We start from the raw sequence: 15329 nt of genomic DNA on the forward strand, positions 1-15329 counted from the left end.
GACGCGTGCCCGCTAGCGGCGGGCGTAGCCCAAAGAGTTGCGTACTAAGTTCGTGGCAGAGATGTCGTTACGGAATCCACGTTCACGCGCGAGCGGCGTGCGGATCGGAGGGTAGCGCCCGAACAGCGTTTCGAGATCGGGCTCTGGTCGATAGCTAAGCAAATCCCGTCGGTCATTCCCGAGGATTTTGAACAGAGCCTCTGCCACTTGCCCCACCGAGAGGTGCAGCACTGGTAGTTGCCAGATCCGCGTGGAGTCGGGAGGGGCAACATTGATTTCCGCAGCGTGCAGTAGGTTGTCTACGCAGCACGCAGCGGACATCCACCACGCGCTAGCCTCAGGTGAAACTGGACACTCGTACTGTTCACCAGCCGCAAGACGCTGCATCAAGTCACTCATGAATGCCGAACGCAGACCATTAGGTTCGCTTGGACGAGCAACGATTCCTGGAAGGCGCAGCGCACGTCCATCGATCTCCCCACGACGGCTCAAATCATTCAGTTCTGTTTCCACCATGAGCTTATGCGCGCCGTATGCCAGAGCAGGACGCGGTACGTAGCCCTCATCCATTTTGGCCGGCAGCCCACCGCCATAGACCGCCACGCTGCTGGCGTAAACAATCACTGGTGGCTTAACCGAATCCCGCAGCTGAGAGAGGAGTTCCAAGCTAGCCATCAGGTTCACCTGACGTCCTAGCGAGTAATTCTTCTCTGCGGCCCCGCCAGCGACACTGACGAGGTGGAACACCACGTCGATGCCGTCGGCCAAGCTTCTTCTCAGGAGCGACGGCTCCGTGATGCTGCCGCTGACCAACCGTACTCTCGGATCATCCGGGATGTTGTCCAGGCAGTGATCAAGCAGCACGAGGATGTCAATGGATTGCCCTCGCAAGCTCCCCTGTTTGAGCAAGCGCTCCACCAGTAGCCGACCAACAAATCCGGCAGCCCCGGTGACCATCACTCGCATGATGCACCCGCCTCAACCACTTGCTGGTCAATGGCTCCGAACAGCGGAGTGCCATCTCGGCAAACCGCCTCCATTCGCACTCGGTCACCAAATCGCATGAAGTTTGTTTGTGGGGCGCCATGAGCTATCGTCTCGATCGCTCGACGCTCGGCAATGCATGCTGAACCGACTTTACTGTCGGCGTTGGAAACCGTCCCTGAACCAATCACCGTGCCAGCGCTCAGTCGTCTGGTCAGTGCGGCATGAGAAATAAGCTGATGGAAGCCAAAGTGCATGGCTCCGCCATGAGGATGACCGAACCACTTGCCATTCCACGTGACATTCAATGGCAGATGCACTCGTCCATCACGCCAATCTTCACCCAGCTCATCAGGCGTAACTGCAACAGGTGCAAAGCTTGAGGACGACTTAGCCTGAACAAAGCCAAAACCCGTTCTCATTTCCCTAGGTGCCAGAGCACGCAGGCTTACGTCGTTCAGCTGCAATATCAGTCGTATATAGTTCAGCGCCTCTTCTGCGCTACTCCCCATCGGGACCTCATCCACCAGCACTGCGAATTCGCCTTCGAAGTCGATACCATGGGCCTCACTGGGTAATGCAATCGGATGCGATGGACCTAGAAAATCGTCACCAGCACCCTGGTACATCAATGGCGTGTGTTCAACGCCCTCTATCGCCTCCAGGTTGAAAGCGCGCTGCATCAATTCGCCATGGCTAAGAAAGCAGGAGCCATCCAGCCACTGCCATGCGCGAGGTAGCGGAGCGAGTACCTTCCCAGCATCGAACTCGATGATGCCTGGCACGTTGCGCAGGTTGAGTGATTCGTAGCGCTCCTGAAGAAGGGCCTCTACCTGAGGCCATTTTTCTACGGCTAACTGCATTGTGGGGGCAATGTCTCCCGCATCTACGGCATGACGCAAATCACGAGAGACAACCAACAGCCGCCCATCTTTAGTGCCGTCATCAAGAGAGGCGAGCTTCATTGCAGCACCTCCTGCAAGCTTTCGGCATAGCGGCCATCAAGCAGGATGAAAACCATGCGGGCCATTTCACCAGTCCGGTTACTCCAGGCGTGGTTCGTACCACGCTGAACCACGACGTCGCCTCGCCGTAGATGGATTTCTTCGTCGTCCAGAACCAGCCAAACCTCACCTTCCGTGACGATCCCGTAATCGAGCGTTTCCGTTCGGTGCATAAGCTTGTGTTTAGAATCATTACTGCCGGTAGCCGCGTGCGACTGTCCAATTTCGGCGAACGCGGCGGCGGCATCTTCAGCGCTAACCTGGTTTTGTACGCTGTCAGGTGGAATATCAACCACTCGGATGACGCTACCGTGTGTCACTGGACTCAGCGCCAGCGCTTTCAGGGTCGGATCTGCACCGTTATCCAGCAGTGCGGGAGTGGCGTCGCTGCTCCAGATCTCATGGAACACCGTGCCTGGGACAGACTTCAGTGCAAAACTGCTAGGAGTGGCTCCCGAACTCGCAACCACTGCCGAACCCTCTGAGTTGTGCCCGGTTACCACACGCTTGAAAGAAGGAAGGGACTTCATAGGAACTCCATCAAAAACTGCGATAGTCGAAGGTGCCGGACACTTCGATGAACGGCTTCATCCTGAGGGTGATTGCTCAGCCGAGCGCCGGCCTCATGCCGCCTTTTGGCGCATGAGTTTTCAATTCAGCTTTTCAGCTCAATTTCGCGTATCCGTGTGCGGTTTTCCGCGCTGGCATTACCCGTCTGTGGACTGCAAAGGCGCCGTTGCGACTCCACCGCCACGTACCATTCGGGGTAGCAGCATGCAGGCAAGCGCCAGGAGTAACTGAACACTGGCAATTGCAATGAGTGCATCAGGTAGTCGCCCATCAGAGGTGCCGCCCAAGGACAAGACGACAAGTGGGCTGATGAACTCCCCCGCAAATAGAGCAGCGGTGAAACCACCCGCCGCCCGCCCCCTTTTTGAGCCGCTGGTTTGAGCCATCACCCATGTCACCAGCGTAGGTAGCATCAAGCCAACGCCTGCACCGTTGATGAACACCGCTACAGTCACAAGCTGCGCATTGTTCGTGGTAGCCATCAGTAGACCGCCCAGCCCCGCGATGAAGAAGGCGAGCAAAAGCAAATGCTGACGCGGAATGCGATGCAAGAATCGAAAGCCTAAGGCGCCAACAAGAACGCCAAGCTGATTCGCCCCCATGATCAGCCCTATCTGCTGTGGAGAATCGACACCCAGTAGTTTCAACAGAAAACCTGCCTGTACAGGGACGATGAAAAGGCTGATGCCAGCAAGCGCGCTGAAGAGGTACAACGTGAGCAAGCTCTTCCAGGGAAACTCTGAGTCGTCACGTGCTTTGGAGACGGTAGCGTCCTTCGGCCGCTCCCAAAATAACCAGGTCATCAGAGGGAGCATGATCACAGCAGCTCCGTAGAGGAAGAATGGCGTACGCCAGCTGGAATGGCCTAGTGCTCCTCCCAGGGCCATAAATACCGCTGCCGACAGAGATGTACAAACTATCTGCAAAGCGAACAGACGCTCGCGTCGAGCCCCTTGAAAGTAGTCACCAATTAACGTGGTGCAACACGTCATGATGCCCGCCTCCGCCAAACCTAAACCCGCTCGGCTCGCCACTATGGCTGGCAAGGAATCAAGCCATATAGGCATCAGACCGAAGAAGCCATATAGCGCCACAGAGGTCAGAAGCAACGGCTTCCGACCTACACGGTCTGCTATCACGCCGGCCAACGGGGCGAACAGCGCGATCATCAATGCTGGAATCGTCAGACTGATGGGCACTAGAACCCCGACCATTGGGCTATCAGCAAAATGCTCCTTCATGGCCGGCAGTACTGGAGCTAACAGAACAGCTCCCAAAACCGGCAAGCAACTGCCAAGCAGCAGTAGCAGTGACTGGGGCACCCCAGCGCAATTGTCAGCACGCATCCAACACCTCCACCCAGTGGTAGCCTGGTGCTTCTGCGCCGAACGCTATCATCGCCAACTCATATTCCATGATCATTTACTCTTTTTATTTTTGGCTCAACGATCAACCGAGTGCGCAGCCATAACTCGACCCTCGTGGGCACGATCAGCTGCTTCCGTCGTCCTAGTTTGATGGGTCGATGGCAGTAGGAAATAAGCAAGGGCCGGAAGCAGAAGCAGCGCCCCCACCATGTTCCAGATGAACATAAAGGCCAGCAGTACCCCCATGTCCGCTTGGAACTTGATAGGAGAAAAGATCCAGGTACCTACGCCGATTGCCAGAGTCACCCCTGTCAGCATTACTACCTTCCCTGTAGAAAGCAGAGCACGGTAGTAGGCGTCAGATAGGGAGGCTCCCTGACGAAGATGCCCCAGCATGATGCTCATCACATACAGCGCGTAATCAACACCTATGCCCACCCCCAGAGCGATGACAGGCAAGGTGGCAACCTTCACACCGATCCCCAGCCAGACCATCAATGCCTCACATAGAATCGACGTAAGCACCAACGGAATCACTGCGCAGAGCGTTGCGCGCCAGGAGCGGAAAGTCACCAGGCAAAGCAGGACCACCGCGCCATACACCCAGAAGAGCATTTCGCGGTTAGCCTCTCGGACAACTATGTTGGTCGCGGCTTCGATGCCCGCATTGCCGGCAGCCATGAGGAATTTCACATCAGGAGTATCATTGGCTGCCGCAAACGCCTGGACATGCTCAACCAGTCGAGTCAGCGTTTCCGCCTTATGGTCAGTCAGATAGACATACAGCGTCAGGAGATTGCACGACTCGTTGTACAACCCGCGAGGGGCGCTGGCGGTGACCATGTTGAGCATGGGCTGGTTGTTAAGCAACTCGTACCATTTGGCGCTGCCTTCTGACAAACCAACCATCATTCGACGATTCAAGAGCGCCAGTGAGTTCGTGGAATCCACACCTAGCAGGCTACGCAACTGCCAATCAAGCTCATCGACCTTGCGCAAAACATCGTAGTGCGCACAAGCACCCGCAGGCGTCTGTACCATGATTGCGAAAAGATCGCTGCTTGCTCCGAATGCTTGGGTGATGAAGGCGTCGTCGCGGTTGTAGCGTGAATCAACCCGCAGCTCCGGTGCCCCGGCGTCCAGGTCGCCAATCGCCAAGTGAAGGCTCACAGCGAAGCCCAGTACGGCCATGACCAGGCTCACGCCAATGCACACTGAAGCCCATGATTTACGAGTGAACAGATCAAGGAAGCGCCAAAACGGATGGCGGGCCTGGCCACTCTCTTCAGCGCGCTCACTGCGCAGACTAAGCTGTGCAGCCTTGGGGCTCACGCCCACGAAGGAAAGCAATACTGGCAATAGGATCAGATTGGTGAAAATCAGCACCGCGACCCCGATACTGGCAATGATCGCCAGATCCTGGATGACGCGAATCTGAATGATCAACAGCACTGCAAAACCCACCGCATCACACAACAGCGCGGTCAGCCCGGCCAAAAACAAGCGACGGAACGTGAACCGGGCAGCAACGACTCGATGCATTCCACGGCCGATGTCTTGCATGATGCCGTTCATCTTCTGCGCGCCGTGGCTCATGCCAATTGCAAACACAAGGAATGGCACCAAAACCGAGTACGGGTCGAGCTGGAGGCCAAGGACTGGTAGCAGACCCAATTGCCAAACCACCGCAATCAGAGAGCATGCCACTACCAGCAGAGTGCTGCGAATGCAGCGTGTGTAAGCAAACAGCACCGCCGTGGTAATGAGAATAGCGACGCCGAAGAACAGAAGGATCTGCTCCAACCCATCGATCAGATCACCGACTTTCTTGGCGAATCCAATGATGTGGATGTCAACACCATCACCCTGATGTTTTTCTCTTAGCGCTTCCAGTTGCTCCGAGAGCACCGAATAGTCCAGCGCTTTGCCATCCGGCGTACGTGCCAGGAGCGGTACGTAAATAATGCTGGAGCGCTGGTCGAACGCCACCAACTGACCGATCTCATTCGAAAGCTGTACATTTCGACGCAAGTCGTTTATCGATCTGGCGCTACCATCGTAGTCATCTGGGATCACCGGCCCACCGTCCAAGCCTTCTTCAGTAACCGAAACCCAGCGGGTCGCAGGCGTCCAAAGCGACTTCATGTAGGCACGGTCCACCCCTGGTACCAGATAGATTTCTTCGCTGAGGGCTTGAAGCACCCGAAGGTACTCTGAGTCATAAATGTCGCCATTGCGGTTAGCCACCGCAATACGCAATGCGTTTCCCAAACCGGACAGCTCTTTTTGCCGGTCCAGGTAGTTTGAAATATAGGGGTGCCCGGTAGGGATCGTTTTCTCGAAACTGGCGTTGAGTTCGAGCCGGGTTGACTGCCAGCCAAGCAGAACAGTTGCCAGAAGACAGAGCAGAAGCACCCAGTGACGGTGATTGAACAGAGCCCGCTCGACGATAGAGCCCGAGCGTGGATCGAACCCCTCAGGACCAGAGGGGATTGGTTGGCGGCTAGCGCAATTCATAACACTCACTCCGAAACCGCTACTACGGGTTGCGCGACACGCGAAAGCCCAGTGAAGCCAGCGAATACCAAGCTACCGTCGTTATTTTCAATCACTGCCGAGACGGGCATTTTCAACGGTTCAAGAACGGGCTTGAACGCAGACAGGGAACTGGCAAATAGCCCGCCGGCCTGATTGGTAAGCAGCACTCGGCCATCGCGTAAAGTGAGCGCATCACTGAAGGTAACCGGCGCTTGAAGTGGTATTTCTTCTGGGCTATCGGAACCTCTCGGCAGCACAAATGCGTGCCCCTTCAGCCCGCCGATCAGCATCGCCTCATCACTGCGCTGAGCCAGCGTAAACAAACTACCTGGGTAACTTACTTCCAGTTGCTGGAAGCTCTGACCATCCCGGGAGCGAGCAAGGTAGCCTTGCTCTCCAGCCAAGATCCACGTGTCGCCTTGGCGAGCTACGGCATAAAGATGCAGACCCATGGGATTGTCGATCTGGCCCATTACCGAGTGCCAGGTCGTGCCACCGTCTTCAGTTCGCAGAGCCAGACCATAAGCCCCAACAACAAGCACCTGCTTAGCGTCGGTTACGGTCAAAGCGAGCAAGGGCTTGTCAGGCTCCTCGACAATCAAGCGCTTCGCCGTCTCCAAGCGATTATCTGAGGCTTCAGAATCAACTGCGTTGAGCGCGTCGCTTTCAGCAGCAGCAAGCTCCAGCTCGGCAGCGCGCCGGCCATCCAATTGCAACAGCCAAGTCTCACCCGCATCGTGCGTAACTAATACGACACCACTGTGCCCAACAGCCCATCCGTTTTTGTCATCAGCAAACTGCACAGCAGTCAGGCCTACGGACACGGGGACGGTCGCTTGATGCCACTGCTGGCCATTGTCGTCAGAGCAGACAATCAGTCCTCGCTCCCCTACCGCCACTATGCGATTCCCCGCCCGCGCCAATGCCGTGTATACAGCCCGCTGCGGGGAAGGAACCATAGTCGCTGGGCTGCTCAATACGTTGCCCACCTTAAGGTTCTGTGGTGATGCCTGCGCTAGGCAATGTGGGGCGGCCGGCAAAAGCAAGGCAAGCAACACGCCGCCTAGCTGACGTAATGTGTTCATATCTACCTCGAATTCCTAGCTGGAAAAGGAGGGCGTAAAAGCCCTCCTCACATACTCAGCGGACGCCACGTCCGGCCATTGCGGCGGGCGAGAATTCGGCTGGCTTGTACTTGTCGACGACAGCGTACTGTTGATCCTTACCTGCGTAGAGGTTCTGGACAAACCACGCACCCGAGACCAGGTCATAGAAGCCGGAAGACAATTGAGCTACCGCGGGCAGATCAGGCATTACAACCGGGAGCGACCAGAGTGTTTTGGACAGCTGGCCATTCGCGTCCCAGCGATCACCCAGCATGGCTTGCCAGGTGTCCTCATCAAGGTAGTAGCGCCCTTTAGGCAGTTGATGGCGCTTACCTGGAGCTAGGTCCGCCTCCACAACCCATACACGATGCAACTCCCAGCGAACATAGTCAGGATTCATGTGGTGCTTGGAGAAAAGATCCTCTGGCTTCGACGCTGCTTGTACCTTACTGGTGTTGTACGGAATGTACATTTCCTGCTTGCCGACAAGCTTCCAGTTGAATCGATCCATTCGACCTTGGAACACACTCAACTCGTCGAACGACATCACACCCGCGGTGGCTGGAGTCGGTGTGTCGCAACATGCATTGGGAAGCTTGCGCACCCGCCGCTGCCCGGTCAGGTACACATGTGCCTGAGTCTTATCGCCGTTAAGGTTGGTGCGCCCCATAATCTGTTCGCCAGCACGCAGTGGTGGCCCTACGTTGAGCAAGCGGAAGAGCCAGTAATCGCCATCGAAGGTCGATGCACTGCCATCCTTGTAGTAATAAGGCATCTCTTGAATAGCCTTACCGTCAGTGGTCATCACGGGAGCGCCGTCGGCTGTCATGAGGTAGTGACGGAAATCCATCGCTACGGAAGTGCCGCGCCAGTTCAGAACATGGTTCCACATCGCCTCCGTCCCATTTTTAGGCACAGGGAACGGAATACCGCCGTAAGCGCCCTCAGGAATCAAGCCAGCGCTGCTTTCCACCAGCTTTGCCTCGTGAGCATTTTTCAACGTGTTGTCGTATACCCACTGAGGTGCAGCTGCGGTACGCCTGGTCTGGTAAACATCAATGCGATAGCTCTCTGGGTAGCGCTTGAACATCGCCTTGGTACCCTCGCTAAGGCGAGCGGAATATTGATCCACATTTTTGGCAGTGATACTGAAAAGAGGTTTGTCCGCTGCAAACGGATCACCGCGTTTCCCTCCCTCTTTGAATGAGGGGTCCACCTTCACATACCCACCGTCCCAGGCTGGGATGCTGCCATCGGCGTTACCAGCACGCTCGGCCCCCAGCGGGGTCAATTGTTTACCCAGATCATCAGGACCTGCGGCATATGCAAGCGGCAGGCTCAGCGCAGCGGTACTGATCAATACTGCGCAGAGTGTCTTGAGAGAAAATGGTGTAGTCATGTGAGTCCCCTCAGAATGTTGTTTTAACCGAGAAGGCCAGGTAGTCCCTGTCTTTCAGTGATTGTTTGAAGGTGAACTGGTTGGCCGAATTGAGGTTGGTGTCCTCAGGACCGTAGTAATGGGTGTACGTCAGACCGAATGTGACCCGGTCCATGTAAGTAGCGCTTACGCCGACGTTGAAGTCCCCGCCTTTGTCAGGCCCGAAAGAGCTAACGACCGCGGACTTGCCCATCGGGAAGTAGCTGATACCCACAGGTACGCTGAGATCGATGCCGGGGAAAACCTGGCGATAGGTAGGTGAATACACAAGCTTGATGCCGACACCGTCGTCGGTTGCACCGGGATCAAGCGCAGCCTTATTTTTTGTCACGCTCAGTAAGCGGTTCCAGGCGATCTCGCCAACCAAGCTGGCCTCATTCGAAATGAACGAAGGACCCAACGAAGCAATCATGTTGAGGTTCAGGTGGGCAGTGCGACCCACGGCATACAGCGGGTGGTCATCATTGTCTGCCTGAATGCCTGGCAACACCGTCTGGCCGTTAGAAACCAGAGGCATATTCCAACGCATGGAGGCCTCACCTGCGAAGCTGTATTCGTCCACGGTCGTGGAGAAGCTCGCCCCCAATGCACGTATATTCTCGGGGTAGACCCAGTAGTACTCCCCGACCTGGCCGGTCGCGAAATTCGGCCCAGTCGTGCTTGGTTTCAGATATAGCTTGGGGGATTTGTCGTGATACTGGATTGCATAGAGCCCGTATTCCACGGTATCTGCGGTGTAGCGAAGCTGAAGGCCGCCCTGACCTGAACTCTTCGCTTCTTTATCGTTGCCGTGAAAGAACGCGGCAGGACTGCCTGGATTACCGCCGAGAAAAGGCGGGAATGGTTCCCCGACGATCAAGCGCTCGTTGCCTTCGCCAATCGTGTCGCTAACCGAAAAGTAGCTGCCTGCGCCCGGTAAACGCGTCTCTTCCCACTCAAACTGGTAGTAGGCGCCAACCGACAGATCGTCGGTCAACTGATAGGTCGTGGAAAGCTGGCTGACCGGGCGAGTAATCTCCTTGAACTGGGTATTGGGTACGGAAATGGCCTTCACAACATCAACCGGTGCCATGCCTCCCGCAATGCCGTTAGCACCGAAGAACAGGCTTTCGCCCCAAATCAGTCCGTGACGTCCCGCCCGAACGGACAATGCGCGGTCTGCGACACTGCCGTTCCAGTAGAGGAATGCATCGAGCAACTCGCCATCACCACCATGCAGATGGCGCGTGTCGTCGGTGAATTCGTCATACGCCACAGAGCGGGCGTTTGCGCGGCTTGGGTCGTTGTTGTCGTTGTCTTTCTGGTACTCGGTATCGAACCAACCTGCCGCACTGACGCGGGCACCGAAGTCTCGATAGCCAAGATCCATCTCGGAGAGAACATCGAGACGATTAGAAATGAGACCTTTGTTGAAGCTGCGATCACCATCATCCTGGTTGAGTGCGACGGGACCGCTGGATAACTTGCTGCTCTGATCCTTCAGGCGCCAAGCAGAGCTGTATTTGAGCGTGTTATCCCACCGAAGGGTCAGATCAGGGGAGCCAGTTTGAATTTCAAACGCTTGGGCATTTGGGAAACCGCAGACCAACGCGGCAGCAACAGTCACGGCAAAGGGCGCACGCCGCGATATGGCATAGGAGCGAGAAGCCATTGAACAAACCCTCTTTTATTTTTTTTGTTGGCATTTTTTCTGTCACCAAGCGCTGGGTTAGGCTGCCCAGCTATGGCAGGCGTGTAGACCTGAGTGACCTCTCCTAGGCGGGATAAACCAGGAGTTGGCGACAGATTGACGCGGAGGGTTTGCTCTGACTAATCGCTTGTTCGGATGCGACCTATCGTGAACCGCGATACCTAAGCGAACTACAGAGCGAGACAGGATCGCGCAGTGAGAGAGAAATGGACTTACAAAAAAAGCTGTCCAGAGGACAGCTTCTCAAGCGATGAGGCCAGTTGAAACGCCTGGATGCAGACCTAGGTTTTTTCTGGGTCGTATTCATTTACGTTGGCAACCTGGGCGTTCAAGCGACCAAGTAGATTAATCAGCGTATCCACCTCCGACGGAGAAAGGCCGCTCAGCAGGCGACGCTCGCGCTCCAGCGCGACCTTCAAGACTCGGTTATACAACTCTTTACCGCTCGCAGTAAGCGAAACGGTATAGCGCCGTCCATCAGCAGGGTCGACCTCAGTGCAGACACGCCCCGCTACCTCTAAAGCATGGAGGGAGCGGCTGACAGCACTCTTGTCGAGACCGATCACTTGGCAGATACGATTGGCAGTGATCCCGCTTTCCACGGCCAGCATGGAAAGCATCCTCCACTCCACAACGCCTATCTCGAAGTGTTTCCGGTAGCACTGGGAGGCGCCTGACGAGAGCTTGTTGGATAAAAAATTCAGCAGCGCTGGCACGTAGCGAGCGAGGTCCAGCTGGGCTTCCGAGGCCATTGAGCGAACACCTCCAATCGGGATTCTTAGAAATTAGTTGACACCGCAACTAATTGATCCGAGGATTAACTCAACCGATAGCTGGGGCCAGCCCAGCATGATATGCCGTCAAAGCACCCCACAAAAATAATTATCAGGTAGTGCCATGAAAACTCGCGATCCATTCGCCTCCCGCGTGTCTAGCCACAAAGCTGGGCTACCTCCGTTCGCACCAGGCTGACCTCCCCACAGCTAATCAACCACCTGTAATTTTTTCGTAGCCACTTAAGTGTGGAGGGGTAAGTAATGCTTCAAGTCAACGTCAGCCGAAAGGCAAACGAAGCCGAAGGTGTTTGTAGCTTTGAATTGAGTCCCGTGAATGGTGAAACCTTGCCACCCTTCGAGGCCGGTGCTCACATCGATGTCCATATTCCTGGTGGGCTCATACGCCAGTACTCGCTGTGCAATGACCCCCGAGAGCGCAACCGCTATCTGATCAGTGTCCTCAAGGAGCCCAACTCCCGTGGTGGGTCAGAAGCGATGCACTCGATGGTCGTTCAAGGCGACAAACTGACCATCAGTGCGCCCCGTAACCTGTTCAAATTGGATCATAGCGCTACGCACCATCTCCTTTTTGCGGGTGGCATCGGCATCACCCCGATCCTTGCTATGGCATATGAGCTTAACCATCAAGGAGCTGACTTCGAGCTTCATTACTGCTTCCGCTCCTCCGAGCGAGCAGCCTTCGTCAAAGCCCTCGCTGACACACCATTCGCGGATCGCATAGTGCTTCACGATGACAGCGGCCCACAACAGCAAAAACTGAATGCTGCCGCGCTACTCGACACGGTCGATGAGGGACGCCATCTCTACGTCTGCGGCCCCGCCGGATTCATGAACCACGTCCTTGATACAGGTGGGGCTGCCGGCTGGCCGCAGGTGCGGATGCACAGAGAATTCTTTGCCGGACAAACCATTGATCATGACGCCAACGCCAGCTTCGAGGTAGTGCTCGCGCGCAGCGGCAGAGCCTTCGACATTCCGGCCGACCGTACCGTGTTCGAGGTATTGGACGAGGCAGGAGTCGAGATAGAAACCTCCTGTGAACAAGGGGTCTGCGGAACCTGCGTGACCCGCGTACTGGAGGGCATCCCTGATCACAGGGACCAATTCATGACGGCGGATGAACACGCCAGGAATGACTGTTTCACGCCTTGTTGTTCCCGGGCCAAGTCGCCTCGGCTCGTCCTGGACCTTTGATTTCAATAAAAACATTCACTGTGTAACGGAGACTATTATGACTGCCTCCCCTCTCTCGCTTGCTCAAGAAATTTCGCCGGCCAAACCTTCTACATTCCCGCTGAACCAATGGTACGTAGCTGCGCTGGGCTGGGAACTCAAGGATCGACCTGTAGGACGAACCTTGCTGAACAAATCAGTCGTAATGTTCCGCACTGCGGATGGAAAGGTAGCTGCCCTTGAGGACCGCTGCTGTCATAGGGCTTTGCCTCTTTCCGACGGCACCCTTGAAGCAGGTGGTCTGCGCTGTGGTTATCACGGTCTCTTGTTCAATGATGCAGGAAAATGCATCGAAATTCCTGGCCAAGAAAAAATTCCTAGCAAAGCGAAGGTGGCTGCGTTCCACGTTGTCGAAAAAGACCAGATTGTTTGGATCTGGTTCGGGACCGCCGAGCACCCTGAGCCTATCGGTGAACCGCCAGCCTACGATGTCCACAGCAGTGGAGACTATCTTTTTGATGGTGATGTTTACCACTACGATGCCCCGTATCAACTGATTCACGACAACTTGATGGACCTCAGCCACTTGGGTTACGTCCATCTGCGCACGATTGGCGGGAATGCCAGCATTCACATGAATGCGAAAATGGTTGTGGAAAGTGACGAAAATTATGTTCGTGTCGTTCGCCACATGCCTGGCTCTGTTCCGCCTCCGACATACGTCGCTGCTTATCCTTTCAAAGACACGGTCGACCGGTGGCAAGAAATCGAATTCCATGTCAGCCACTTACGTATTTGGACAGGTGCCGCTGATGCGGGAACTGAGTCCTTGGACAACCCAAAACGTGGTGGCTTCCACATGCGTGGATTCCATGGTGTGACCCCGGAAACCGAAACCACGAGCCACTATTTCTGGACCATCGCCACGAACCCGAAGAGCAATCACGAAGAAGTTAAAGCGAAAGTCGTCCAGCAGACAATGATGACGTTCGATGAAGATAAGGTAGTGATCGAGTCTCAATACAAGAACATGTGCCGGTTCGGTGAACGGCCAATGATTGATATTCATGTTGATGTCGGCGCTAACAGAGCCCGCCGGATCATTGAAAAGCTTTGCAACTCCGTTAGTTGAGTGCGCAGTGCATTTATATCGTGCGGGTATCTATGTACTTTTTTACACGCAATAAACGCAACACCGCCCCGCCAGGGGTTCGCTAAACACTCTGCACTAGAGTGAAACTTGTTCAATGATAACTACAACAGAGCGAGGCATAGCTATGTCCGGAAATCGTGGCGTTGTGTATCTCGGGGCCGGTAAGGTAGAGGTACAGAAAATTGACTACCCCAAAATGCAGGATCCGCGGGGTAAGAAGATCGAGCACGGCGTGATCCTAAAGGTGGTCTCCACCAACATCTGCGGCTCCGACCAGCACATGGTCCGCGGCCGCACCACTGCCCAGGTCGGCCTGGTCCTGGGCCACGAAATCACCGGTGAAATCGTCGAGAAGGGCAGCGACGTCGAGCGCATGCAGATCGGCGACCTGGTGTCGGTACCGTTCAACGTTGCCTGCGGCCGTTGCCGCTCCTGTAAAGAGATGCACACCGGTGTCTGCCTCACCGTCAACCCAGCCCGCGCCGGCGGTGCCTACGGCTACGTCGACATGGGCGACTGGACCGGCGGCCAGGCCGAGTACGTGCTGGTGCCGTACGCCGACTTCAACCTGCTGAAACTGCCGGACCGCGACAAGGCCATGGAAAAGATCCGTGACCTGACCTGCCTGTCCGACATCCTGCCAACCGGCTACCACGGCGCCGTCACTGCTGGCGTTGGCCCAGGCAGCACCGTCTACGTCGCCGGCGCCGGCCCGGTCGGCCTGGCCGCCGCTGCCTCGGCACGCCTGCTGGGCGCCGCCTGTGTGATCGTTGGTGACCTCAACCCGGCTCGCTTGGCCCACGCCAAGTCCCAGGGCTTCGAAGTGGTCGACCTGTCCAAGGACACCCCGCTGCATGAGCAGATCGTCGACATCCTCGGTGAGCCTGAAGTGGACTGCGCCGTCGATGCCGTAGGTTTCGAAGCCCGCGGCCACGGCCACGAAGGTGCCAAGCATGAAGCGCCGGCCACCGTGCTGAACTCGCTGATGCAAGTGACCCGTGTAGCCGGCAACATCGGTATCCCAGGCCTGTACGTGACCGAAGACCCGGGCGCGGTCGATGCAGCGGCCAAGATCGGCGCGCTGAGCATCCGCTTCGGCCTGGGCTGGGCCAAGTCGCACAGCTTCCACACCGGCCAGACCCCGACCATGAAGTACAACCGCCAGCTGATGCAGGCGATCATGTGGGATCGCATCAACATTGCCGAAGTTGTGGGTGTGCAGGTGATCAACCTGGATCAGGCGCCGGAAGGCTACGGCGAGTTCGATGCGGGGGTACCTAAAAAGTTCGTCATCGACCCGCATAAAACCTTTAGTCACTAGCAGCTAACTCATCGAAAACCCCGGCATCACACCTGCTTGATGCCTGGGTTTAGCAAGTCGCTTTGCATGTGCCACTGATCACAACAATAAAAAGGTAACGCCATGTCTACCCGACTCTCCCCTCAGGCAGGGCTGCACAGCCTGTCTGCAAGCTTTTCCTTCCGGCTTTTCAACACTCAAGAGGCCCG

12 protein-coding genes are annotated in these 15329 nt (G+C 56.0%); 3 read left to right on the forward strand and 9 right to left on the reverse strand.

The window, feature by feature from the left end:
- Positions 1 to 12: 12 nt before the first annotated feature.
- The 9 genes from ACLEJU_RS07550 to ACLEJU_RS07590 form a co-directional block, all read right to left on the reverse strand.
- Positions 13 to 966, reverse strand: coding sequence for an NAD-dependent epimerase/dehydratase family protein (locus tag ACLEJU_RS07550; RefSeq protein ID WP_435421494.1), 954 nt, complete (start codon positions 964 to 966; stop codon positions 13 to 15).
- Positions 957 to 1949, reverse strand: coding sequence for a fumarylacetoacetate hydrolase family protein (locus ACLEJU_RS07555; RefSeq protein ID WP_435421493.1), 993 nt, complete (start codon positions 1947 to 1949; stop codon positions 957 to 959). The genes ACLEJU_RS07550 and ACLEJU_RS07555 overlap by 10 nt, the downstream gene beginning before the upstream one ends.
- Positions 1946 to 2518 (reverse strand): cupin domain-containing protein, encoded by a 573-nt coding sequence (locus ACLEJU_RS07560; RefSeq protein ID WP_435421492.1) that lies wholly within the window; start codon positions 2516 to 2518, stop codon positions 1946 to 1948. The genes ACLEJU_RS07555 and ACLEJU_RS07560 overlap by 4 nt, the downstream gene beginning before the upstream one ends.
- 177 nt (positions 2519 to 2695) lie before the next feature.
- A complete protein-coding gene (locus tag ACLEJU_RS07565) occupies positions 2696 to 3904 on the reverse strand; it encodes an MFS transporter (RefSeq protein ID WP_435421491.1) in 1209 nt (402 codons plus the stop codon).
- Positions 3905 to 4000: 96 nt separating this feature from the next.
- A complete protein-coding gene (locus ACLEJU_RS07570; protein ID WP_435421490.1) occupies positions 4001 to 6442 on the reverse strand; it encodes an efflux RND transporter permease subunit in 2442 nt (813 codons plus the stop codon).
- A gap of 5 nt (positions 6443 to 6447) precedes the next feature.
- Positions 6448 to 7548, reverse strand: coding sequence for a WD40/YVTN/BNR-like repeat-containing protein (locus ACLEJU_RS07575; RefSeq protein ID WP_435421489.1), 1101 nt, complete (start codon positions 7546 to 7548; stop codon positions 6448 to 6450).
- A gap of 55 nt (positions 7549 to 7603) precedes the next feature.
- A complete protein-coding gene (locus tag ACLEJU_RS07580) occupies positions 7604 to 8968 on the reverse strand; it encodes a DUF1329 domain-containing protein (protein ID WP_435421488.1) in 1365 nt (454 codons plus the stop codon).
- Positions 8969 to 8978: 10 nt separating this feature from the next.
- Positions 8979 to 10658 carry a DUF1302 domain-containing protein gene (locus ACLEJU_RS07585; RefSeq protein ID WP_435421487.1) on the reverse strand — a complete coding sequence of 560 codons (1680 nt, stop codon included), beginning with the start codon at positions 10656 to 10658 and terminating at the stop codon, positions 8979 to 8981.
- Positions 10659 to 10978: 320 nt separating this feature from the next.
- On the reverse strand, positions 10979 to 11449 hold the full coding sequence (locus ACLEJU_RS07590) for a MarR family winged helix-turn-helix transcriptional regulator (RefSeq protein ID WP_435421486.1): 471 nt from the start codon (positions 11447 to 11449) through the stop codon (positions 10979 to 10981).
- 285 nt (positions 11450 to 11734) lie between these two features.
- Here ACLEJU_RS07590 and ACLEJU_RS07595 point away from each other — a divergent pair, with 285 nt between their 5' ends.
- The 3 genes from ACLEJU_RS07595 (at position 11735) to fdhA (ending at position 15141) form a co-directional block, all read left to right on the forward strand.
- A complete protein-coding gene (locus ACLEJU_RS07595) occupies positions 11735 to 12688 on the forward strand; it encodes a PDR/VanB family oxidoreductase (RefSeq protein ID WP_435421485.1) in 954 nt (317 codons plus the stop codon).
- A gap of 37 nt (positions 12689 to 12725) precedes the next feature.
- Positions 12726 to 13799: a Rieske 2Fe-2S domain-containing protein gene (locus ACLEJU_RS07600; protein ID WP_435421484.1), complete on the forward strand. Its 1074-nt coding sequence runs from the start codon at positions 12726 to 12728 to the stop codon at positions 13797 to 13799.
- A 145-nt stretch (positions 13800 to 13944) separates the two neighbouring features.
- On the forward strand, positions 13945 to 15141 hold the full coding sequence (gene fdhA / locus ACLEJU_RS07605) for a formaldehyde dehydrogenase, glutathione-independent (RefSeq protein ID WP_435421483.1): 1197 nt from the start codon (positions 13945 to 13947) through the stop codon (positions 15139 to 15141).
- Positions 15142 to 15329 lie beyond the last annotated feature (188 nt).

Source organism: Pseudomonas sp. SMN11 (assembly GCF_052041945.1).
GTDB lineage: Bacteria > Pseudomonadota > Gammaproteobacteria > Pseudomonadales > Pseudomonadaceae > Aquipseudomonas.